The sequence below is a fragment of the Labrys miyagiensis genome, assembly GCF_030160835.1.
Taxonomy (GTDB): domain Bacteria; phylum Pseudomonadota; class Alphaproteobacteria; order Rhizobiales; family Labraceae; genus Labrys; species Labrys miyagiensis.
Window position 1 is genome coordinate 64,351 of the sequence record NZ_BSPC01000032.1, and the last position, 21,167, is coordinate 85,517.

Here is a 21,167-nt window from a genome sequence, read left to right on the forward strand (position 1 = left end):
GGAAAGCAGCGAATATCTATTTCGCAAGCATGACCGCCAGCCTACAATCCTCCCATGGTCGATGAGGCGCAGCTTATCCGCATTGCCGGCGCGGTCCGGCGGTTTCTGGAGCCGGCCTGGCTGGAATGGCACAGGGCCTGGGGCGAGATGCCGGCGGTGCCCTCGCGCTGGACCGACACGCGCTCGAGCGTCTTCCTGCAGAAGGTGATGCGGGAGGATTTCGGGCTGCCGGCGACGTGGCGCTCCGGCACGCCGCGGCTGCTGCCCGACGGACCCGATGACTGCCCCTATGGCTTCCAGACCACGCAAGGCTGGGAAGCGCATGCCTGGGTCGAGGTTGGCGGCTGGATCGTCGATGTGACGCTGGACCAGCATGGCGGTGCGCCTGTGGTCGTCGCGCCGGCTTCCGATCCGCGCTACAGCGCGGGCGAAGGCCCCTCCGCCCTTCCCGAGTTCAGCGCCGGCCGCAGCCAGGCGATCGAGGAACTCTGGCCGAAATGGCAGGCCTCCGAGGAGAGGCAAGATCTCATCGGTGCGCCCGCGCGTTGAACGCACGCACCAGCGCCACGAAGACCCCGCCGCGAGATAATGGAAGAGGCCTATATCGTCTTCATGCGAGCGCATTTCGTGCAAAATCCGTAAGCTGACTGGACAAGACAGCCCTTTCGCGGCTAATCGGCGTTACCTGCCGATAGGGAATCGTGTCTTGCCAGCCATTTCAGGCTCCAAACGCCTCATCCTGGGACGCGAGCACGACGAAGCCCTGAGAGCCGGGGTCCTCGCAGTGCTGCGCGGGCACAAGGCGCAGACGCGCGCCAGCTCCTGGGACATCGGCGGCTGCCAGGAGGTCTCCACCCTCCGCTTCACGATCGAGGGACAGGAGGTTACCCTCACCTCCGGCACCAATGCGGGTCTGGCCCTCGAAGGCCCGGCCGCCTTGGTCGACAGGATCCGGATGGAGGTCGGAGCGTCGCTGTCTCTGGACATGATGCCTGACAGCCGACAGCCCTGAACGCGGTATCAGGAACTCAGTTGGAGGAGTCAGGATCGAAATCGGTGGAGAGACTAAGAGACCGCCAGGCCTCGTCCGCCTCGCGGCGCGTGCGCTCGGCTTCCGTCACCGCGCGATAGGCATCGCTGCCGAGAAGCAGGCGCAGGGGCGGCTCGTCCAAGGCAGCGATCTCGATGATCGCCCGGGCGGCCTTGGCGGGATCGCCCGGCTGGGCGCCGTTGAAGCTGCGCTGGAAGCGGACGGCAGCGCCGACGGTTGTGTCGTAATCGGGATGGCCTTCATGGAGCTGCGTCGATGCACCGGCAAAGTCGGTGCGGAAGCCGCCGGGCTCGATGATCGTGACCTTCACGCCAAGTGGGCCAGCCTCCTTGGCGAGCACTTCCGAGAAGCCCTCGACGGCCCATTTGGCGGCGGAATAGGGGGCGCGGCCCACGGCGCCGATACGCCCGCCCACGGAGGAAAATTGGATGATATGCCCCGCTCTCTGCCGGCGCATGATAGGGAGCGCGGCCTTGGTCATGATGATGGTGCCAAAAAGATTGGTCTCGATCTGGGTGCGGAACTCGGCAAGGCTGGTGTCCTCGGTGGGCGCGACATTGCCGTAGCCGGCGTTGTTGACGAGGACATCGAGCCGGCCGAAGCTTTCGAGCGCCAGTGCAACTGCTTTTGCTGCGCCCTGCTCGTCGGTGACGTCGAGCGCCGCGAGACGGACACGGTCGCCATGGCGTTCGGCGAGATCGTGAAGCTGGCCGGGATCGCGTGCCGTCGCGACGAGCCGGTCGCCAGCGGCCAGAACTGCTTCGGCGAGGGCACGCCCGAGGCCGCGGGAACTGCCGGTTATCAGCCAGACCGTCGACATGATGGACTCCTAAGCTGCGGGATTTGCCCCGCGATTGGCGCGCCGACCTCGGGGCCGGCATGCCGCTGATCTAAGCTTCTAGGATTAATCCGATAAGCGGGATAAACCTGCATTGCGTCATGCAGGAATCGGGACAATGCACAAAAGCGGCTTGGTGGAGCTTGAGGCCGTTGCGGCGGTGGCCCGTTACGGCAATTTCCGGGCCGCGGCCGAGGAACTCGGCATGTCCGCCTCCGCCCTCAGCCACGCCGTGGCCGGCCTGGAGGCCCGGCTCGGCGTGCGCCTGTTCAACCGGACCACGCGCAGCGTCTCGCTCTCGGCGGCAGGCGAGCAGTTCGTCGAGACCATCATGCCCGCGCTGGCCGAAATCCGCCGCGCGATGGAAGGCGTCAACACGCACCGCGCCAAGCCGATGGGTATTCTGCGCCTCAACAGCTCCGTGAACGCGGCGCGCCAGATCCTCACGCCGATTGTGCTCGAATATCTGAAGCGTTATCCGGATATGACGGTCGATATCGTCACCGAAGCCCGGCTGGTCGACATCGTCGGCAGCGGCTTCGACGCCGGTATCCGCATGGCCGATTCCGTTCCCGGCGACATGATCGCCGTCCCGCTCGGCGGCAACCTCAACTTCGCCGTGGTGGCTTCGCCCAATTATTTCAGGAACAGGCCCAAGCCCACGGTCCCTCCCGACCTGCTGGGCCATCGCTGCATCCGTGCGCGCTGGCCAAGCGGAGTCCTCTATCGCTGGGAGTTCGAACGGCAGGGCGAGAGCTACACGCTCGACGTGCCGGGTTCCCTCATCCTCGACGAATCCGGCCTGATGCGGGAAGCCGCGCTCACCGGTGCCGGCCTTGCTTATCTGTCGGAATGGTCGGTGAAGGACGACCTGGCCGCTGGCCGCCTCATACAGGTGCTGGCGGAGTGGACCCCGGCGGGGCCCGGCCTCAGCCTCTACTTCCCAGGCCGCCGCCTCGTGCCGGCAGGCCTGCGCGCCTTCATCGATCTCATTCGCGAGGTAAATGGGCGTCGGGGGTAGCGCCTAGCGTGCTCACAGCGATTCCACATTGCCGTCCACGCCTAGCGACTGGCCGGAGATGTTGATGCCGGCCGGCGAGAGCAGGAAGAGCACCATGGCGGCGACATCCTCGGGCCCGGTCATGCGGCGCAGCGAGATGCGGTTGAGATATTCCTGTTCCATCGCCTCATAGCTCTCGCCGACCTGCCCGGCGCGAGCCCGGATGACGCCCACCATGCGCGGCCCGCGGATGACGCCGGGCAGGATGGCGTTGACGCGGATGCCGGAAGGTCCCAGTTCCTTGGCCAAGCTCTGGGTGAAGCCGATCACGCCCCATTTCGCCGCCGAATAGGGTGTGCGGAAGGCATAGCCATGGCGCCCCGCCGCCGAGGACAGGTTGACGATGGCGCCATTGCCGGCCTGCTTGAGCAGGGGCACGGCGTGGTGCGTGCAGAGGAACTGCCCGGTGAGGCAGACATCGATGGTGCGGCGCCAGTCGGCTGGCGCGATGTCCTCGACACCGCCCGTCGGCCCGGCGATGCCGGCATTGTTGATGAGGGCGTCGAGGCCGCCGAGCCCCTTGCGCACCTCGTCGAACAGCTTCCCCACGGCCGCCTCATCGGAGACGTCGCAGATGCTGGCGCCGTGCCCGGGATGAGCGGCGCGGAAATCGGCGAGGTGATGTTCGGCGACATCGCAGACATGCACCCTCGTCCCGTTCTCGATCAGGAGATCGGCGATCGAACGGCCGATGCCGGAGGCACCCGCTGTGACGAGAACGCGCAGGCCTGGGTTCAAGGCGATGCCGGGCATGAAATTTCCTCGAATGGTTAATTCTGTCGTTTGGGCAAGGAAGGATTAGCCAAACCTTGCGCCATCCAGCCCTCCTGTCCAGCGTCCGCGGCGAGAGGTTACCGGGATATTGCCCTCGCGCCCCAAACTCGCACGCAACGTAAAGGGTTTGGTTACCAAGATTGGGCACACTTCCCCAAGTCGGCTAAGGGCCGATCGTGACTGGAATTTCGCTGGCCGCGCGCAAAACCGCCTTTCGCAGCAGCCGACCTTGACGCTCAGCCGATGGTTTCACGGGGCGAACACCCTCGTGAGACTGTCCCGGAAATCAGTTCTATGACCTATGTTCGTGCGTCCCGCCACGTCGCTTCTTCTGATGGTCGTGTGCCGCGCCGAATGAGGTTCCGCTGGCTGCTCATCGGCGGCATTAGCTTTGGCGCAGTTGCGACGGCCTGGACGACGATCACGTTGGTTGCCCCCTCCGTGGTGGCCACCTCGCTGTCTGCAAGCCCGAACCTGCGTGTCGCCGACCCCTTCGCACCCAAGATGGTGATGGTGTCCAACCGGCTGCCGGAGTCAGCACTGGTGGCCGACGATCCCGCCCGCATCATCGCCGAGGAGACCGTGGCGGCGAACCAGAACGACAATGCCGCCACGCCCGGCCCGATGGCGAGCGCCGATGGCAGCATGCCGGCCGTGGTCCGAAACGGCATGGAGATCGCGCCCGGCGTACCCGTGCGGCGGGCCGACGAGCTCACGCCTTCGCTGGGACCGGTGCTGGCGAGCCTGACGCCTTATGCCAATGACTCCGACCTGGCAACGCCCACCATCCAAACGGTGACGGCGGTAAACGCCAATCCGGCGCCCCCGGAGACACAGGCGCCTCAAGCGCCGGCGGACGCCGAAGCTGATGATCCCACCGTAACAGGCAGCCTTCCCGATACCATTCCCCTGCCCCCAGTGCGCGATGTGACGCTGGCGGAGGCCGAACCGCCGGCAGCCCCGGTGCCGTTGCCGCCGGCGAGCCCGGTCCGGCGTCCCGGCCCCGTACTCGCCTCGCTGGATCCAGCCGAGAGGCGCCAGGCGCCGGCCCCGCCTTCCGCACCCGCCATCTCCCTGCCGAGCTTCGGCAACCGCACGGCTGTCTATGACATCGCCGCCCATACGGTCTACCTGCCGAATGGCGAGAAGCTGGAAGCCCATTCGGGGCTGGGCGGCCTGCTGGACGACCCCGGCTCCGTCCATATGAAGAATCGCGGCGCGACACCGCCACACACCTATGATCTCTCGCCGCGCGAGCAACTGTTCCATGGCGTCGCGGCGCTGCGGCTGACACCTGCGGACGGGGCTAATGTCTATGGCCGCGTCGGCCTGCTCGCCCATACCTATATGCTTGGGCCGCGCGGCGATTCGAATGGCTGCGTCTCCTTCAAGGACTACAGCCGCTTTCTGCGCGCCTACCGCAACGGCGAGGTCAACAAGCTCGCCGTGGTGCCGAGCCTGTCGCGCTCAGGAAGCCAACTTGCCTCGCGCAGCAAGCGCAGTTGGTGGTGGTTCGCCTCCAGCACGGATTGAGCGCATCGGCCCCGGCTTCCAATCCGGGACCTACGCCACCGAGTTCTAGAGCAAAATGCGTTCAGGTAGGAGCAAATTTCGAAATTAACTTGCTGGTATCAAGCGCATTTTGCGAATCTTGGTGATTCGATCTGAAAGTAAAACGCTCTATCGCTTTTTTTGAAGGCGAACGCCTGTTCCGCCTGATGCCTCTTCAGGCCGTCTGCTCCTCGTCGCCCCTGCCGATCAGGCCAAACCGCAGAGCGAGCACACGTCCCGGCCCATGCACGGCGGCGAAAAGCAGGCCGGCGATGAAAGTGAAGTGATCGACGAAGAAGCCGAACTCCGCCTGATTACCCGCCCAGCGACCAGGACCATGGAAGGAGAAGGCGAGGAAGAGCACATAGACGGCCGCGAGCAGTGCGGTCTCCGTAAAGAAAGCGCCGGTGAGGAAGCCGAGGATCAGCAGGCATTCGAACAACGCCGCGCACCAGGCCAGGAAGAGCGAGGCCGGAAAGCCGGCTGCCGCGATGAAAGCGGCGGTGCCTTCGATATTGGAGAATTTGAAGGCGGCGGCCATAATGAAAAGCGCCGCGAAGATCAGGCGGGCGAGCAGGGTGGCGGCGGTCTTCCAGGGGGCTCGGGTAGCAGCGGCGGTCATGGATCTGTCTCCGGTCAGGGTGCTTGACGTCAGCGGTTGGATCGCGGGCCTCGGACCGGACGTTACAACCGCCGTTTGCTCCAAGGACGATCCGCCAGCCAGGGAACCGACAGGAAGACCCGCCTTTTTCTCGGATTGGATACCGGCACGGGATGGGAGAGCCGGCTGAACCTTTTTGAGCAGTTTGAACCCGCAGATAGGTAAGTTTCAGCCTTTGTCTTCCTGACTCGTCTCGATTGACATGGCGGCTACGAGCGCAAAGGCCTGCTGGTGGACCCCTGGGTCTTGATGGATGTGGAACACGAGCTCAATGAGCAGGGGCGCGTAAGCGATCAAACGGATCCAACGTAGGGCGAAAGGCCCCGTGCGGTTGGGGCCGCCCGGGGGCTTTCACGTTGTGTATATGGTTGCGGGGGCTCACCACCACCGAGACCGGCATTCGCCGATGAGCTCCATTTAACCAACTCAATCGGCAATGAAATCTATCGTGACGACATCTCCCGGAGCCTGAACATCAGGGATATTCTCGCGTTTACTGGGTGCCTGCCCCTAGGACAGGCATATTGGATCATTCATGCCTGGTAGGGCATTTTACTTTCAGATCGAATCACCAAGAATCGCAAAATGCATTTGCTACCAGTGAGTTGATCCGAAACTCCGCTCCTGCCTGAATGCATCTTGCTCTAATAGATCATTGGCAGCGCAACGGGGGAAACGCGTTTCATCGGCTGCGATGTCATTTGTTGTCGTCATTCAGCTGCGATGAAATTTGGGACATCTCCAGTCGCAGATTCAGGAGCACTTGATCGCAGCCCCCATCCCTTGACCAGGCTATAAATTGCTGGAATCACGATGAGCGTCAGCAAGGTGGAGGAGACCATGCCGCCGATCATCGGCACCGCGATGCGCTGCATGATCTCGGATCCCGTACCGGTGCTCCACAGGATCGGCACGAGACCCGCCATGATAGCGACAACGGTCATCATCTTCGGCCGCACGCGCTCGACGGCGCCCAGCATGATCGCTTCGTTAAGATCAGAGCGCGTGAAGACGCGGCCGGCGGCCTGCCGCTCCGCCCGGATCTCGTTCAGTGCCTGGTCGAGATACATCAGCATGACGACGCCGGTCTCGGCGGCGACGCCTGACAGGGCGATGAAGCCAACGACGACCGCAACCGACAGGTTGAAGCCGAGCCACCACATCAGCCAGAGCCCGCCCACCAGCGCGAAGGGGAGCGACAGCATGACGATCAGGGTTTCGGTGAGCCGCCCGAAGTTCAGATAGAGCAGCAGGAAGATGATCATCAGCGTCACGGGCACAACGATCTTCAGCTTGGCCTCGGCGCGCTGCAGATATTCGAACTGCCCGCTCCACTGCACATAAGTGCCCGGCGGAAAGTGAACGTTGTCGGCCACCGCCTTCTGCGCATCGGCGATATAGCTGCCGAGATCGCGGTCGTGCATGTCGACATAGATATAGAGGGCGAGCTGGCCGTTCTCTGTCCGGATCGAGGTCGGGCCGCGTGCGAGTTCCACCTTGGCGACTTCGCCGAGGGGTACGGTGCCGCCGTTCGGCATCGAAATCAGCACGTCGCGGGCGATGGATTGCGGATCGCTGCGCAGGTCGCGCGGATAGCGAACATTGATGGTATAGCGTTCGCGACCCTCCACTGTGGTGGTGACGGCGTCGCCGCCGAGCGCCATCGAGATCGTGTCCTGCAGGTTGCCGACCATCAAACCGTAGCGGGCAAGCGCATCTCGATCCGGCACGATATCGAGATAATAGCCCCCGACCACGCGTTCGGCATAGGCGCTGGAGGTGCCGGGCACGTTGCGCATCACGGTTTCGATCTCGCGCGCGACCTTCTCCATCTCGCCAAGGTCCCTGCCAAGGACCTTGATGCCGACCGGTGTGCGAATGCCGGTGGCGAGCATGTCGGTGCGCGCCTTGATCGGCATGGTCCACGCATTGGAGACGCCCGGGAATTGGAGAGCCTTGTCCATCTCGGCGGTCAGGCTGTCGGTCGTCACCCCGGGCGGCCATTGATCCTTGGGCTTGAGGTTGATCACCGTCTCGAACATCTCGCTCGGCGCGGGATCGGTCGAGGTGTCGGCCCGCCCGGCCTTGCCGTAGACGGAGGCGACCTCAGGGAAGCCCTTGATGATGCGGTCCTGCGTCTGCAGCAGTTGGGCCGCCGACGTCACCGAGATGCCCGGCAAGGTCGTCGGCATGTAGAGCAGCGTACCCTCGTTCAGCGCTGGCATGAACTCGGTGCCGATCCTGCCGAGAGGCCAGACGCTGACGCCAAGCGCGGCGATTGCCAGCACAATAGTCAGCGTCTTGGCCTTGAGCACGCCGCGGATCAGCGGCCGGTAGACCCAGATCAGCGCACGGTTGATCGGATTCATGTGTTCGGGAATGATCTTGCCGCGCACGAACAGGATCATAAGCACCGGCACCAGCGTGATGGACAGGATGGCGGCCGCCGCCATCGAGAACGTCTTGGTGAAGGCCAGTGGCCCGAACAAGCGCCCTTCCTGCGATTCAAGCGTGAAGATCGGCATGAACGACACGGTGATGACCAGCAGGCTGAAGAACAGCGATGGGCCGACCTCGCGCGCCGCCTCGATCAGCACCTCGGCCCGGGATCTATCCGGCGCTGCTCGCTCCAGATGCTTATGGGCGTTCTCGATCATCACGATGGCGCCGTCGATCATGGCGCCGATGGCGATGGCAATGCCGCCCAGGCTCATGATGTTGGCGCCGAGGCCGAGCAGCCGCATGGCGCCGAAGGCCATCAGGATGCCGACAGGCAGCATGAGGATGGCGACAAGGGCGCTCCGGATATGCAGGAGGAAGACGATGCAGACGATCGCCACGATGATGCTTTCCTCGAGCAGCGTATGCTTGAGCGTCTCGATGGCTGACAGGATCAGGTTGGAGCGGTCATAGACCGGCACGATCCTGGTGCCCTCCGGCAGACTCGGCATCAGGGCGGCGATGCGCTCCTTGATGTTGTCGATGACGTCGAGCGCATTGGAGCCGGAGCGCTGGAGGGCGATGCCGCTGGCGACCTCCCCCTCGCCGTTGAGCTCGGTGATGCCCTGTCGTTCGTCTGGCCCGAGCTCGATCCGCGCTACATCCTTGAGCAGCACGGGCGTGCCGTTGTCGACCTTGAGCACGATCTTGCCGATATCGTCGACGCCGCGCAGATAGCCCTTGCCGCGCACGATGAACTCGAAGCCCGACAGTTCGAGGGTGCGCCCGCCGACATCGGTGTTGCTGCCGCGGATGACCTCGCGGACCTTGTCGAGCGTGATGCCGAGATCGCGCATCTTCTGGGGATCGACGACCACGTTGTATTGCTTGACGAAGCCTCCGACGCTGGCGATCTCCGCCACGCCGTCGGCCTTGGCAAGGCCGTAGCGCAGCGCATAGTCCTGCGTGCTGCGCGTCTCCGCCAGGCTCTGGTTCTCGGCGGTGACCGCATATTGATAAACCCAGCCGACGCCGGTGGCGTCGGGGCCCAGCGTCGGCGAGACGCCCGCCGGCAGGCGCGTGGCCGCCGCGTTGAGATATTCGAGCACCCGCGAGCGGGCCCAGTAGATATCGGTGCCGTCCTCGAAGATGATGTAGACGAAGGAGACGCCGAAGAAGGAAAAGCCGCGCACCGCCTTGGACTTGGGTACGGTGAGCATCGCGGTGGTGAGCGGATAGGTGACCTGATCCTCGACCACCTGCGGGGCCTGGCCGGGATCTTCGGTATAGACGATCACCTGCGTATCGGACAGATCGGGGATGGCGTCGAGCGGCAGATGGGCCAGCGAATAGGCACCGCCGGCGACCGCAAACAGGCCGGCGATCAGCACCAGCATGATATTGCGGGCCGACCAGGTAATGAGGGACGCAATCATTTGCCGTCTCCCGACGCAGCCAAGCCCTGCAAGGCGGCCTTGAGGTTGCTTTCCGCATCGATGAGGAAGTTCGCGGCGACGACGACCTTGTCGCCTGGCGCCACACCGTCCTTGATCTCCGCGAAATCCGAATTGCGTTGACCAAGCGTAACGGCGCGCGGCTCAAAACGGCCTTCGCCCTTGTCGACGATCACGACCTGCTTCGAGCCGCTGTCGATGACGGCGCTCACCGGCACGGTGGTGACCGGCGTCTGGATGCCGGTGGCGATCTCGGCGTCGACATACATGTCGGGTCGCAGGATGCCCTCCGGGTTGACCAGTTCGACCCGCACTCGCGTGGTCCGCGTCTCCTTGTTGACCTGTGGATAGATGACCGCGACCTTGCCCGCGAAGCTCCGATCGACGAAGCTTCGCGCGCGAACCGTCACCGCCTGCCCGACCGCAATCATCGGCAGGTCGCGCTCCGTGACATCGATGAGCGCCCATACCGTCGATATATCGGCGAGCCGGAATAACACATCACCGGGGGAGGCCTTCATGCCCTCCACAACGTTGCGCTGGGTGACGATGCCGTTGCGTGGCGCCGTCCAGACGATCGAGGTCGCGGCTTTGTGGCTGCGCTCGATCTCGTCGATGACCTCGGCGGGAACGTTGAGGTTCTCCAGGCGCTGCCGCGAGCCCTGGGCCCCGAGGCTGGACAGATATTGTGCCGATGCGGCGGCGATATCGGGCGAATAGAGGCGCAGCAGGGGTTGGCCCTTGCTGACGCGGTCGCCTGTCGTGACGTCCTCGACATGGTCGATGAAGGCGTCGGAGCGTGTCGCCACCACCGAGATGCGCCGCTCGTCCAGCTGGATCGTGCCGGAGGCGCGCACGGGCAGCGACAGGACGCGGCTCTGTGCCGTTTCGGTGCGGACGCCTGTGCGCTGCAGCTTGCGGGGGCTGACCTTGACGGTATCGCCGTCATCGCTGTCGCCTTCGAAGACGGGGATATAATCCATCCCCATCGAATCCTTCTTGGGCGTCTGCGAAGTATCGGGCAGGCCCATCGGGTTGCGATAATAGAGGATGCGCCTGGCACCCGCCGAGCTTGCCGCCTTCGTGATGGCTACCGCTGGCGCCACCACCTCACCCGACGCCTCGTCGAAGCTGATGTCTTGGTCGGCATGAACCGGCACATAATCGTGGCCGTCCGCGGTCTTGCGTGGTCCGGCGGAATAGGCTGGTTTGCCGTCGGGATCCCGATAATAGACCGCCGGTCCGGATGCGGCAGCCGCCGCCTGGGTAGCCTGGGCAGCGGAGATCGTCACATCCGGCCACCGCAGGCCGTTCTGGCCCACATAATATCCTCCAGCCCCCGCCGCGGTAATCGCGGCGAAGGTGAGGATCGTCGAAGCGATCCGATAGCTCATGGCGTGGCCTTGAAGGTCAGCTGGCTTTGGACCGTCTCCGCCTCACCCTGGAGCTTGGCGGCCAGCGAGAGACGCCAGTCCCCCACCATCGCCAGGCGGGCCTTGTAGCGATAGATGCCGGGTTCGGTGGAGGGAATTGCCTCGATCGGCGCGGCCATCCCCGCCATGCCGGCCGGCGCCATGTCGATGCGCGAGGCAAAGATCACGGCATCGGAAACCGGCTTGCCGGAGCGCCTGTCGACGAGCCGGACGGCGACGACGGCATCGTTGCCCGCCTGCGTTTCGGGCTGGAGGAGCTGGAACTCGTAATCACCCGCTCCCGCCAGGGCGGATGAGAAGGAGGAACTCAACGACAGCGCGACGAGCGCGACGCTGAGGGCGCGCGTGGAAGGAAAATCAAACATGCAAATACCTGGATTCGGGTGTCAGCTCCGCCCGATGGGCGGAGCAAGGCCGTGGCGGCGCCAAGCCGCGCACAGAACGACGACGAGAATCTAGGTTCTTGGAGGTCTTATCAGCGGAGGCGGCGCCAGACCCGTCAGCTGGGCTTGGGCCGACAGTCCGATCAATCGCGTCCTATGCGACGGCGCGGGAAGCGGCGCGACGGTAACCGCACCGCTCGCGAAGCACTTGGCCATGCAGATAGCCACGTCCGGGCACATCGTCCTCCCGCAATCCGGCATGTGCTTCTGATGAGTGTCAGCACAGCAGGGCATGTCGCCCGACATCGCCATCCCTGGTGAGGCCACAGCCATCCCCGCCACCAGCACGCCAGCACCGGCGGGTGCAGCGAGGGGCGCAAGAACCATGCCCACAATCGCAAGGATGGGCAGCAGATGGCGGAACCAGGAACGGATCATCGATCGAAGAAATCTCACATTGCCGCCCGGATTGGAAGACACATGCCGTTCACGGTCTCGCTATCGATCGGTGAGCGGTCGTCACCAAATGCATCCGGCAACTTTCTAATCTTGGGTGCATTGACGGTTCTGGCCTGTCATGGCTCGCAACAAGTATCATGGCTTGGTTGCTGACGATTTGAGCCCAAAACTCAATTATTGATTTTATTGAGGCAGAGTTTTTTGCCTCCGGTGAAGAAAAAGAAAACCCCAAGCAACTCGCCGAGTTTGCTTGGGGTTTTCTGTGTATTGGTTGCGGGGGCCCGCACCCCCTTGGTGCTGTCAGGCTAACTCCAAGTGGTCTCGGCCAGGTGCAAGAGGGCCAAAACGGACCTCGGTTTAGGCCGCAATAGCCCGCCACTCGGCCAGGGCAGCCGAGCGTCTCTGTTTGTAGATTTCCCGGCTGACGAGGTGACGCTCCGAATTAAAGTGGTTGTGGATCTGACTGTGGACGACGACGAATTTCTGAAGCGTCGTCGTCCTGCGGAATTGGAGCATCGCCGCCTCTCGTCGTCGAAAGGGTTGGTGGGAATTCTCGACCCGATTGTTCTCCCAGCGACCGATTTCGCGGCGTTCGAGGTTGCCGATCTCCCGCATGGCCGCACCATAGGAGTGCAACCCGTCGGTGACGATGATCTCGGGACGGCCGTAGCGCTTCATGGCTTTCTTGAGGAATTTCAAAGCGGCGGCCTTGTCCCGCGTCTTGCTGACGAAGAACGCCAACACCTCGCCCTCGTGATCGACGGCCCGCCAGAGATAGTGGGGCTTACCGTTGACCTTCACGAAAACCTCATCGACGTGCCAGCGCCAGCGGCTGAAATTTCCAGCCCTCACCCGCCTTTTGCGGATTTCGCCAGCGAACAACGGACCAAAGCGGTCCCACCAAAATCTCACGGTGTCATGGCAGATGTCGATGCCCCGTTCATGCAGCAGGTCCTCCACATTCCTCCATGACAAGGGGTAGCGAACGTACATCATTACCGCGAGGCGGATCACGTCTGGCGACGAATTGAAATAGCGAAACGGATTGAGTTTGGGGCGCGCCATCCTCGCTCCCTACCCGACGCCGCCACCTTCGGCAATTTGCTCTGACAGGGCCCGCAAGCAATTTATTTTATAATCTTGGCCGAAATTAACAATGACACTCATCCTTTTTGATGTCATAAACACATACCTGCCTTAAAATTGACCAAAATACGAAGTCGCAAAGCTCACTCCGACGCCGATGACTGTCATTGGCGCCGTTCGTATTTTTGAATTGACTAACTCAAGCGTAGATTCTTTGGGATGTCGTAATGTTTACGACGCCATGGCGCTTGTCTTCTTCAATAGTCTCCAGGTCTTCACTTGCCCGCATCAGAGAGGAGAAATTATGCCGAAGCGTTTTATCCCCGGAAAGTCGCTAGGAGTGCTCGCGATTGGGCTGACCCTGACATGCCGGTTCTGACCGATCTTCGTCATAATCCGTTCGAACGCATGAACTGGCCGGGCAATGGTTTCGCGCAGGGCTCGGTTGGCTACTGGGACTCCTTCAAGCACGAGATGTAGCGATTCCAGATCCCGGCCCAGATCACCGCCAAGTACCTTCCCTCCTTCATCGAATATCCGCCGATGCAGGCCGGTGCGAGGTTCAGCGTGGGCGATCTGAAGGCGAAGATCGAACAGGCGCAGCAGGCGGCACACGGAAATCACGAATAGCGGTTTCCCGAGACCCTAGTGGCGAGGGCCAACGGTCCCCGCCCTTCTTTTGGAAATATCTCCGAACCAGTTGCGCCCGATCCTCTTGGCCGCTTTCGAAGGCCGCAGGGCTCGGTCGCCTCGGATTACAAACCGGAGCTCGACATGCTTGCCTTGTCTCCCCTGCTTGCCCGTCGCATGTTTCTCGGACCGCGGCCGGCGATGGCGCCCGCTTTGCGGCCCTGGTCCACCACACCGATGCCGAGCGCGAATGGGCCTATGACCGCAACTCCAAGATCGGCACGCTCGACAAGGCGCTGGACGAGGCAACGGCGAAGGGCTGGACAGTCGTCGACATGAAAAATAACTGGAAGGTAATCTTTCCGGCCTCGTATAAATAAATCCCACTTGCATCCCTCATCGCAACTTCACAGGTCTTAAAACGTCTTTCAATCCTCAAATGTAGGTGAACCATGCTCAAGACTTTACTAGCTGCAACCGCACTTGTCGGATTCTTCTCAACAAGCGCTTTCGCGCAGACTCCCAAACCTCTGACAGACTACGTCGATGCGAATGGCTTCCTAGACGTTCAGACGCTGACTTGCGCTCAGCTTGCCGGCACCTATCAGGAAGACGCTGACGCGCTGACAGCCTGGTATAGCGGTTGGTACAACGGTCTTGCCCATAAGCACTTTCTGGATTTCAAGAAGGGCCGCGAGGTCGAACATCAGGTGATCGTCTACTGCAAGGCTAATCCCGAAAAGAAAATTATCGAAGCAATGGCTATAATATTTAAGGATGATCGCATTAAGTTAGGTATTGAATTGAAGTGAGTCGTAGCACTGGGATTAAAAATGGCAGGCTCGTTTTAAAGTTTAACTGCGTGTTCGGGCCACCACATAGTTATGTTTGCTTGCGTCAGAGACCGTCGTGGCAAGCTTTCTATTCTGCATGATCTTTCCAGCCATCCCGTGAACTATGTTCAAGATTTAGCTCGCCCCAGAACGAATATGAATTGGCATAGGCCTAGGCAGATCAAATCAAGTAAGGACAGGCGATGAAATTGATAGGGATCGCGCTCGCCGGGGCGCTGATAGCGGCTGGAGGCCCGGGGGTCGCTTCGGCCCAAACGATGAGCTATTCAGAGGCTGGCGCCCTGATTGCCCGCAGCTGCGGCAAGGACATAACGAGGTTCTGCGCGAAGGTGAATATGGGCGGAGGCGCGCTCCGCGATTGCCTCATGAAGACCCAGGCCAAGCTCAATCCGCAATGCGTCGCCGACTATAAGGCGGTTTCGGATTCGCTCGCCAAACGTGCCGCCGCCCAAGCGGCTGTCCCGCAGGTCTGCAAAGCTGACGCACGCCAATACTGCAACGGCGTCGCCTATGGCAATGGGCATTTCCTGAGCTGCCTGAATGCCTCCACACGCGTTGTCAGCACCAGCTGTAAGCAGGCGTTGGCAGACGCCGGTTGGAACTAAACGCGATGTCACATGACAATAGGAAAGCCAAGATCATGACGCCCGTTCTCAGCCGTTTTGCCATCGCCTTCTTCGTCCTTGTGTCAGTTTCGGGTGCGTTCGCGACCGCAGCTTCGGCTCAGAGCACGATCAGCGGCGATCAGATGCTAGAGAATCTGACGAAGGCTGCGGATGCCGCTCCTCGTGGGCTGAGCGGAGCAATCATCCAGCAGGCCGCGCTCCAGCATATGAAGGACAATCCCGGTATTCCGCAGAGCTGGCAACCCATGGGCGTTCGTCTGGATAACCTGTCGCAGATCAACGTGCAGATTCAGTTCGCATTGAACTCCGCGATCATCAGGCCCGAATCCTACGCGACCATTGGCGCGATCGCGGATGCTCTGCACCATCCCCTCCTCGGCGGCTATAAGTTCGTCGTCACCGGCAATACGGACACTACCGGCAATCGAGCGGACAACATGAAGCTCAGCCAAGCGCGGGCCGATGCCGTCGTCGGGGCCCTGGTCACGACTTTTCAGGTGGATCAAGCCAGGCTCGAAGCCGTCGGCCTCGGCGAAGAGGCACTTCAGGACAGTAAGAACCCCAAAAATCCTATCAATCGTCGCGTTCAGGTCATCAATATCGGAAAATATCTTCCGAAATGAATATTCGTACACCGTAGAGGTCTTTGACGGATCATCCTGTCGCTCCGTTTGGCCATAGCGCTTTCTTCGCATTCCCGCGTAGTAACAAGGACATGGCAATGACAAACCTCGCAATTAAGTTGTTACTTATAGGCGGAAGTCTCGCACTCTCAAGCCTGGGCGCCCGCGCCGAGGACGTCGTCAAGAAGCCGCATATTCCTTTGCAAAAGACAATCGGAGAAGTCACCGCCACGGCTCCTGTGCCCTCGCTTGCGGTCATCAACTCCAACGGGGCGAAACTGGAGGGCGGCAAGCTGATCCTGACGGGCGTTTCGACCAACGCGATCGTGTTTGCCGATCGGCCAGTGCGGGCGGCTGGCCATGTGACCACCGAGCAGTTCATCATGCAGTGGGACGAAGGCAAGAACAACTTCGCCATCGATCCGCCCAACGCGACTGTGTCGGTTCTCGGCGGCGATGGCTCGGATGTCGATGATGCGGTCGTGACGCTTAAGAAGCCCACCCTTCAGGGAACCACTCTCACATTCGACGTTGACGTCTTGGAAGGCCAGTTGTCCGGAGGTTCCGGCCCGACAGCCGTGTTTATTGACGCCTTCGCAGTCCGCGGACGGTACGGCGGGGGCTTCGCGCATGTGGGCGGCTATGGCGATGCCTGGCGCGGCGGAGGCGCTTGGCACGGTGGCGGCGCTTACTGGCATGCACCGGTCTATCATGGCGCATGGTATGGCGCCGGCGCCGTGGCTGGCGCGGCTGTCGTGGGCGCGGCTGTCGGAGCGGCCGTCGCCGATCCCTATTATGCCCCCCCACCACCGGCCTGTGGCTACTACCCCTATCCTCCTTGCTATTGAGGCGAAGCGAGGCCACAATTTCAAGCTGCCGTGGGGTCCTGCTTTCCGAGCGAGAAAGCGGCTCGGGGAATTTCGATTCCAAGACTTACTTCGCCATAACGGCAGTCCTTGCAGTCTTATTCCTTTCAAACCTAAGGATCTCAATCATGAGATATATCCTGATCACCTTGTGCCTTGCCGCATCTGCGGCGACGTTCGCGCCTACATCGGCTAATGCCGTGGTGTGCGCGCGCGGCGTTGTCAGAGCAGGGTGCGCGGGTCCGCGCGGTGCGGTTGTCGTCCGCAAGCCAGTCGCCGTGGCCCCGGTTGTTCGTCCAAGATGTGCAATCGTTAACGGGCGCCGCGTCTGCCGTTGAACGACAAGGGTATGGCCAACCTGAAAGATTAGTCTTTTATGGGAGATACGGAATGCATAAACTAATCTCGACCGGTATTACTAGGCGATCAATGCTAGGGGCCGTCCGCGCGTCATGAGATCTTCTATCTCGGCGAAAGCACCGTCGGCGCGGTGCGCATCGACGACTATAAATTCCGCTTCATCGATCAGCCCGATGGCTGGGTCGGCGAAAAGACCCATCCCGACGTGCCCTACGTCACCAATCTGCGACTCGATCCGTTCGAAAGAACAGGCTGGCCAAACAACGGGACGTAGGATGGCGCTCAGCAATATTTCGACTGGTTCAAGTATCAATTCTGGCGCTTCGTTTTCGTCCAGGAGGTGGTTGGGAAGGAACTCCAGACCTTTATCGACTACCCGCCCATGCAGAAAGGCGCGAGCTTCAATCTTGACGCCGTGAAAGCCGAGATGGATAAGCGGATGGAAGAAGCCCAGGCTGCGGCAAAGGGTAGGGGTAACTAATCAAGGTGAGCTTCGAGACGGACGGCTTCACAACTTGCTGCCCGTCTCGTGATGCACGGCTTCGGATTGAAGCCGGCCTCGCCGCCCATGAAAAGCCGTTGCTCTGTGCCGTGTCCTTCACTCAGTCCGACCCCCTACCGTCATGGAGCGAAGGTGCGACAAAAACGTCTATCATCAGCTTCGTCGCTAGAGTGACGAAAGAGGGCGGCCCAGACTTCGTCGCCCCGGAGGCGCGCATTGCGACCTTCGACAATGATGGCACACATTGGGTCGAACAGCCGCCTTATATCCAGCTTATGTTTGCTCTCGAAGAGATCAAGCGCTTGGCGCCGAAGCACCCGGAGTGGGCGAACAAGGAGCCGTTCAGGTCCGTGATTGCGGGCGACATGAAGGGTGTCATGGCCGGCATTGTCAACTTAATCGCCAGACAGATCGAACGGGCCAATTTTCTTTCTGAACCTAGCTTCACTACGATCAAGAAGGCCCCTGCGAGGCATTCCACATGAACTGAAATTGCCAAGATCCTGGACAAGAAGGACTTAAGTTGACAATACCATCGTCCGCTGCACTCTTGGCGCCTCCTCGCAACACGCCGCAAGTCATGGAGTGTCATGATTGCGGCCTCCTGCATGAAGTGCCGATTTTGGAGGACGGCACCACTGCGCACTGCAGCCGTTGTCACGCGACCTTGCACAAGTTTCGTATCACCTCGCTCAATAATGCATTCGCTTACACTTGCGCCGGATTGGTCTTCTTCCTGATGGCCAACTTCCTGCCCTTCATCTCCCTGGAGATATCCGGCCAGTTCCACGCGGCCAGCTTGGTCACCGGAATCTTCGCGCTCTACAATCAAGGTCTGTGGGAATTGGCTGCAGTTGTAGCCCTCACTATGTTCGTTGCGCCTGGATTGCGGCTCGGGTCCTTGTTCATTGTCCTGGGTTGCCTGACATTCAAACGCCCCCCGCGCTGGCTACCGGATCTCTACCGCTTTGCGACCCTGCTTGCCCACTGGGCGATGATCGAGGTCTATATGCTCGGGGTCTTCGTCGCCTATACGAAGCTGATCGACCTGGCCAGCGTGACCGTTGGAGCTGGGCTGCTTTCGCTGGGTGCCTTGATGCTCACAATGATCGCCGCCGGCGGCGCCCTCGACAACGAAACAGTCTGGCGGGCCTTCGAAAGACGGGGACTGGTACCCTCACCACTTAAGACCGACAGCCGCCGCCCCACTTGCCAGTGCCATACCTGCGGTTTGGTGTCGAATGTAGAACCTGGTGCCCACGACGACTGTCCACGATGTGGCATGGCGCTGCATTATCGCAAACCCAACAGCGTATCTCGGACGTGGGCCTTGGTCGCTTCAGCGATCATTCTCTACCTGCCAGCGAATATCTTTCCGGTCATGACGGTCATATCGCTCGGACGGGGCGCGCCCGACACGATCATCAGCGGGGTCATCGAACTTGCCGACGCAGGAATGTGGCCACTCGCGGCGCTGGTATTCTTCGCATCGATCCTGGTGCCTGTCCTTAAGCTGATCGGCCTGATCATCCTTTTAATCACCACCCAGCGCGGCATGGCTCGCCGCTTGCATGATCGCACAGTGCTGTACCGCATCGTTGAGGCCGTAGGCCGCTGGTCGATGATCGATATTTTCATGATCTCGATCCTCGTGGCGCTGGTGCAGCTCGGCCAGATCGCGACTATCGAACCCGGGATAGGAGCGGTTGCCTTCGCAAGCGTGGTGGTCATCACAATGATCGCCGCGATGAATTTCGACCCGCGGTTGATGTGGGACGCAGCTGGAGCAAATCGCGGAAGGCGCAGTCAATGACTGAAACAGAGCCTGGCCCAGCCTCCTCTCAAGGAGATGCCATCCACGCTGCCAAACCCTCCATCGAGCGCAAGCGTCGCCTGTCGCCAGTCTGGATCATCCCGATCGTTGCAGCGGTGATCGCGCTTTATCTTGGCTGGGTGACGCTTTCCCAAAGGGGCCCAACGATCACCATCACCTTCCGTACGGCCGACGGCTTGGAGGCCGGCAAGACGCTGATCAAGCACAAGGCCGTCGTATTTGGTACCGTCAAATCGATCGCCTTGTCCGAAGACCTGACCCACGTCGAGGTCACGGCCGAAATGACAAAAGAAGCTGCGCGGCTGCTCCACCAGGATACTCACTTTTGGGTGGTGCGGCCGCGCCTTTCGGCGAGCAATGGCTTGAGCGGCCTGTCTACGATCGTCTCCGGCGTTTATATCGATTTCGACCCTGGAGAAGGAGAGAAGCAGCTCAACTTTACCGGGCTTGAAGAGCCGCCCGTGATCCGGGCGGACGTTCCAGGAACGGAATTCATTCTGAAGGCCGATCAGATTGGCTCGGTTGGACCAGGCTCGCCGATCTATTTTCGTGACGTCGAAGTGGGCCAGATCATGGGTTTCGATTCCTCCAATCTGTCTGCCGGCGTGACGATCCGGGCCTTTGTTCGGGCTCCCTTTGACGTACAAGTGTACGGCGGGACGCGCTTTTGGAATGCCTCAGGGATTTCGATCGAGACAGGCGCTCAGGGCTTCAAGATTCAGCTGGAATCCTTGCAGGCCGTCCTGGCTGGTGGCATTGCCTTCGACACTCCAGATAGCGCCCATTTTGGCAGGCCGGCGAAAGCCGGCAGCTCCTTCAAATTGTTCACAGACCACGCGAGTGCCGATGAGGCGCAGTACAGCATCCGGCTGCCCTATGTGGTTTATTTCGACGGCTCTGTGGGCGGCCTGGCCGTGGGCGCCTCAGTCGAATGGCATGGTATGAAGGTGGGTCAGGTCACCGATGTTCACTTGGAGTATAATGTTTCGAAAAACGCCCTACGCGCTCCTGTGGTGATCGAACTAGAGCCGGAACGGATCCAACTCGTGGGCGAGGACAAGAACTTCGGCACCGGCAATCTCGTCGGCGCGCTGGTGCGCCGCGGACTTCGAGCGCAAGTGAAAAGCGGGAACCTTATTACCGGGCAGGCCGTGGTCTCACTCGACATCGATCCAAAGGCGCCATACGCGGAGCTTGGCACCGGCGAGCGCTACCCTGTAATCCCTTCCATCCCCAACCAATTTGACAGTGTACTGAACTCGATCAACGGCATCCTGGACCGGATCTCTAAACTGCCTCTCGACAAGCTGGTCGACCAAGCCGATTCAACACTCCAATCCTTCCAGACTGTAGTTGCGTCGCCGGAAATCAAAGAATCTCTGCGCTCCCTTTCGGGCGCTCTAACCTCGGCCCAGAACCTGTTGGATCACGCCAATACCAATTTGTCTCCAGCGATGGAAAAGATATCGCCGTTCATTGTCGCGGCCGAGCAGGCCGTCAAGCGCGTCAACGGGACCATTAGCTCGCTCGATCAAGGCTATGGCAACAATTCGGGCTTCAAGCGTGATTTAACCCGTCTCATGGCGCAGATAGAGGACGCAACACGCTCGGTCAGGGTCCTGTCCGATTATCTCGAACAGCATCCTGAGGCTTTGATCCAGGGCAAGAAAGATTGAGCAATGA

At 61.1% G+C, this 21,167-nt stretch carries 21 protein-coding genes and 1 pseudogene; 14 read left to right on the top strand and 8 right to left on the bottom strand.

Annotated features, from left to right (window positions below):
* Positions 1-54: 54 nt before the first annotated feature.
* Positions 55-549, top strand: coding sequence for a hypothetical protein (locus QQL24_RS18330; protein ID WP_284313738.1), 495 nt, complete (start codon positions 55-57; stop codon positions 547-549).
* 157 nt (positions 550-706) lie between these two features.
* On the top strand, positions 707-1,012 hold the full coding sequence (locus tag QQL24_RS18335; protein ID WP_284313739.1) for a hypothetical protein: 306 nt from the start codon (positions 707-709) through the stop codon (positions 1,010-1,012).
* 16 nt (positions 1,013-1,028) lie between these two features.
* On the opposite strand, the gene QQL24_RS18340 is transcribed toward QQL24_RS18335, so the two are convergent.
* Positions 1,029-1,871, bottom strand: a complete 843-nt coding sequence (locus QQL24_RS18340; RefSeq protein WP_284313740.1) for an oxidoreductase — start codon at positions 1,869-1,871, stop codon at positions 1,029-1,031.
* Positions 1,872-2,007: 136 nt separating this feature from the next.
* Here QQL24_RS18340 and QQL24_RS18345 point away from each other — a divergent pair, with 136 nt between their 5' ends.
* Positions 2,008-2,910 carry a LysR family transcriptional regulator gene (locus tag QQL24_RS18345; RefSeq protein WP_284313741.1) on the top strand — a complete coding sequence of 301 codons (903 nt, stop codon included), beginning with the start codon at positions 2,008-2,010 and terminating at the stop codon, positions 2,908-2,910.
* A gap of 12 nt (positions 2,911-2,922) precedes the next feature.
* On the opposite strand, the gene QQL24_RS18350 is transcribed toward QQL24_RS18345, so the two are convergent.
* On the bottom strand, positions 2,923-3,702 hold the full coding sequence (locus QQL24_RS18350; protein WP_284313742.1) for an SDR family oxidoreductase: 780 nt from the start codon (positions 3,700-3,702) through the stop codon (positions 2,923-2,925).
* Between the two features lie 375 nt (positions 3,703-4,077).
* Between QQL24_RS18350 and QQL24_RS18355 the strand changes: the two genes are divergently transcribed.
* Positions 4,078-5,256 (top strand): tlde1 domain-containing protein, encoded by a 1,179-nt coding sequence (locus QQL24_RS18355; RefSeq protein WP_284313743.1) that lies wholly within the window; start codon positions 4,078-4,080, stop codon positions 5,254-5,256.
* Positions 5,257-5,449: 193 nt separating this feature from the next.
* Here QQL24_RS18355 and QQL24_RS18360 read toward each other — a convergent pair whose 3' ends face one another.
* The 6 genes from QQL24_RS18360 to QQL24_RS18385 all read right to left on the bottom strand — a co-directional run bounded on the left by QQL24_RS18360 (position 5,450) and on the right by QQL24_RS18385 (position 13,813).
* A complete protein-coding gene (locus tag QQL24_RS18360) occupies positions 5,450-5,896 on the bottom strand; it encodes a DoxX family protein (RefSeq protein WP_284313744.1) in 447 nt (148 codons plus the stop codon).
* A 749-nt stretch (positions 5,897-6,645) separates the two neighbouring features.
* Positions 6,646-9,810, bottom strand: coding sequence for an efflux RND transporter permease subunit (locus tag QQL24_RS18365; RefSeq protein ID WP_284313745.1), 3,165 nt, complete (start codon positions 9,808-9,810; stop codon positions 6,646-6,648).
* Complete coding sequence (locus tag QQL24_RS18370; RefSeq protein ID WP_284313746.1) at positions 9,807-11,222, bottom strand: efflux RND transporter periplasmic adaptor subunit; 1,416 nt, start codon at positions 11,220-11,222, stop codon at positions 9,807-9,809. The genes QQL24_RS18365 and QQL24_RS18370 overlap by 4 nt, the downstream gene beginning before the upstream one ends.
* The gene (locus tag QQL24_RS18375; RefSeq protein ID WP_284313747.1) at positions 11,219-11,626 is read right to left on the bottom strand and encodes a FixH family protein; all 408 of its coding nucleotides are present in this window, start codon (positions 11,624-11,626) and stop codon (positions 11,219-11,221) included. Before QQL24_RS18375 ends, QQL24_RS18370 begins: the two co-directional genes overlap by 4 nt.
* A gap of 834 nt (positions 11,627-12,460) precedes the next feature.
* A complete protein-coding gene (locus tag QQL24_RS18380) occupies positions 12,461-13,168 on the bottom strand; it encodes an IS6 family transposase (protein ID WP_284313748.1) in 708 nt (235 codons plus the stop codon).
* Positions 13,169-13,477: 309 nt separating this feature from the next.
* Complete coding sequence (locus QQL24_RS18385; protein WP_284313749.1) at positions 13,478-13,813, bottom strand: hypothetical protein; 336 nt, start codon at positions 13,811-13,813, stop codon at positions 13,478-13,480.
* A gap of 194 nt (positions 13,814-14,007) precedes the next feature.
* Between QQL24_RS18385 and QQL24_RS18390 the strand changes: the two are divergent.
* The 10 genes and pseudogenes from QQL24_RS18390 to QQL24_RS18435 form a co-directional block, all read left to right on the top strand.
* A pseudogene (locus QQL24_RS18390) lies at positions 14,008-14,199 on the top strand (haloacid dehalogenase-like hydrolase); the annotation flags it as partial.
* A gap of 72 nt (positions 14,200-14,271) precedes the next feature.
* Positions 14,272-14,631: an HdeA/HdeB family chaperone gene (locus tag QQL24_RS18395; RefSeq protein ID WP_284313750.1), complete on the top strand. Its 360-nt coding sequence runs from the start codon at positions 14,272-14,274 to the stop codon at positions 14,629-14,631.
* A gap of 299 nt (positions 14,632-14,930) precedes the next feature.
* Positions 14,931-15,278: a cysteine rich repeat-containing protein gene (locus tag QQL24_RS18400; protein WP_284313751.1), complete on the top strand. Its 348-nt coding sequence runs from the start codon at positions 14,931-14,933 to the stop codon at positions 15,276-15,278.
* A 35-nt stretch (positions 15,279-15,313) separates the two neighbouring features.
* Positions 15,314-15,922 (top strand): OmpA family protein, encoded by a 609-nt coding sequence (locus tag QQL24_RS18405; protein WP_284313752.1) that lies wholly within the window; start codon positions 15,314-15,316, stop codon positions 15,920-15,922.
* A 92-nt stretch (positions 15,923-16,014) separates the two neighbouring features.
* Positions 16,015-16,770 carry a hypothetical protein gene (locus QQL24_RS18410; protein ID WP_431310713.1) on the top strand — a complete coding sequence of 252 codons (756 nt, stop codon included), beginning with the start codon at positions 16,015-16,017 and terminating at the stop codon, positions 16,768-16,770.
* A 146-nt stretch (positions 16,771-16,916) separates the two neighbouring features.
* Positions 16,917-17,126, top strand: a complete 210-nt coding sequence (locus QQL24_RS18415; protein ID WP_284313754.1) for a hypothetical protein — start codon at positions 16,917-16,919, stop codon at positions 17,124-17,126.
* Positions 17,127-17,278: 152 nt separating this feature from the next.
* Positions 17,279-17,422 (top strand): hypothetical protein, encoded by a 144-nt coding sequence (locus QQL24_RS18420; RefSeq protein WP_284313755.1) that lies wholly within the window; start codon positions 17,279-17,281, stop codon positions 17,420-17,422.
* A 212-nt stretch (positions 17,423-17,634) separates the two neighbouring features.
* Positions 17,635-18,135 (top strand): hypothetical protein, encoded by a 501-nt coding sequence (locus QQL24_RS18425; protein ID WP_348536469.1) that lies wholly within the window; start codon positions 17,635-17,637, stop codon positions 18,133-18,135.
* A 95-nt stretch (positions 18,136-18,230) separates the two neighbouring features.
* Complete coding sequence (locus tag QQL24_RS18430) at positions 18,231-19,463, top strand: paraquat-inducible protein A (protein WP_284313756.1); 1,233 nt, start codon at positions 18,231-18,233, stop codon at positions 19,461-19,463.
* Positions 19,460-21,160: a PqiB family protein gene (locus tag QQL24_RS18435; protein WP_284313757.1), complete on the top strand. Its 1,701-nt coding sequence runs from the start codon at positions 19,460-19,462 to the stop codon at positions 21,158-21,160. The genes QQL24_RS18430 and QQL24_RS18435 overlap by 4 nt, the downstream gene beginning before the upstream one ends.
* Positions 21,161-21,167 lie beyond the last annotated feature (7 nt).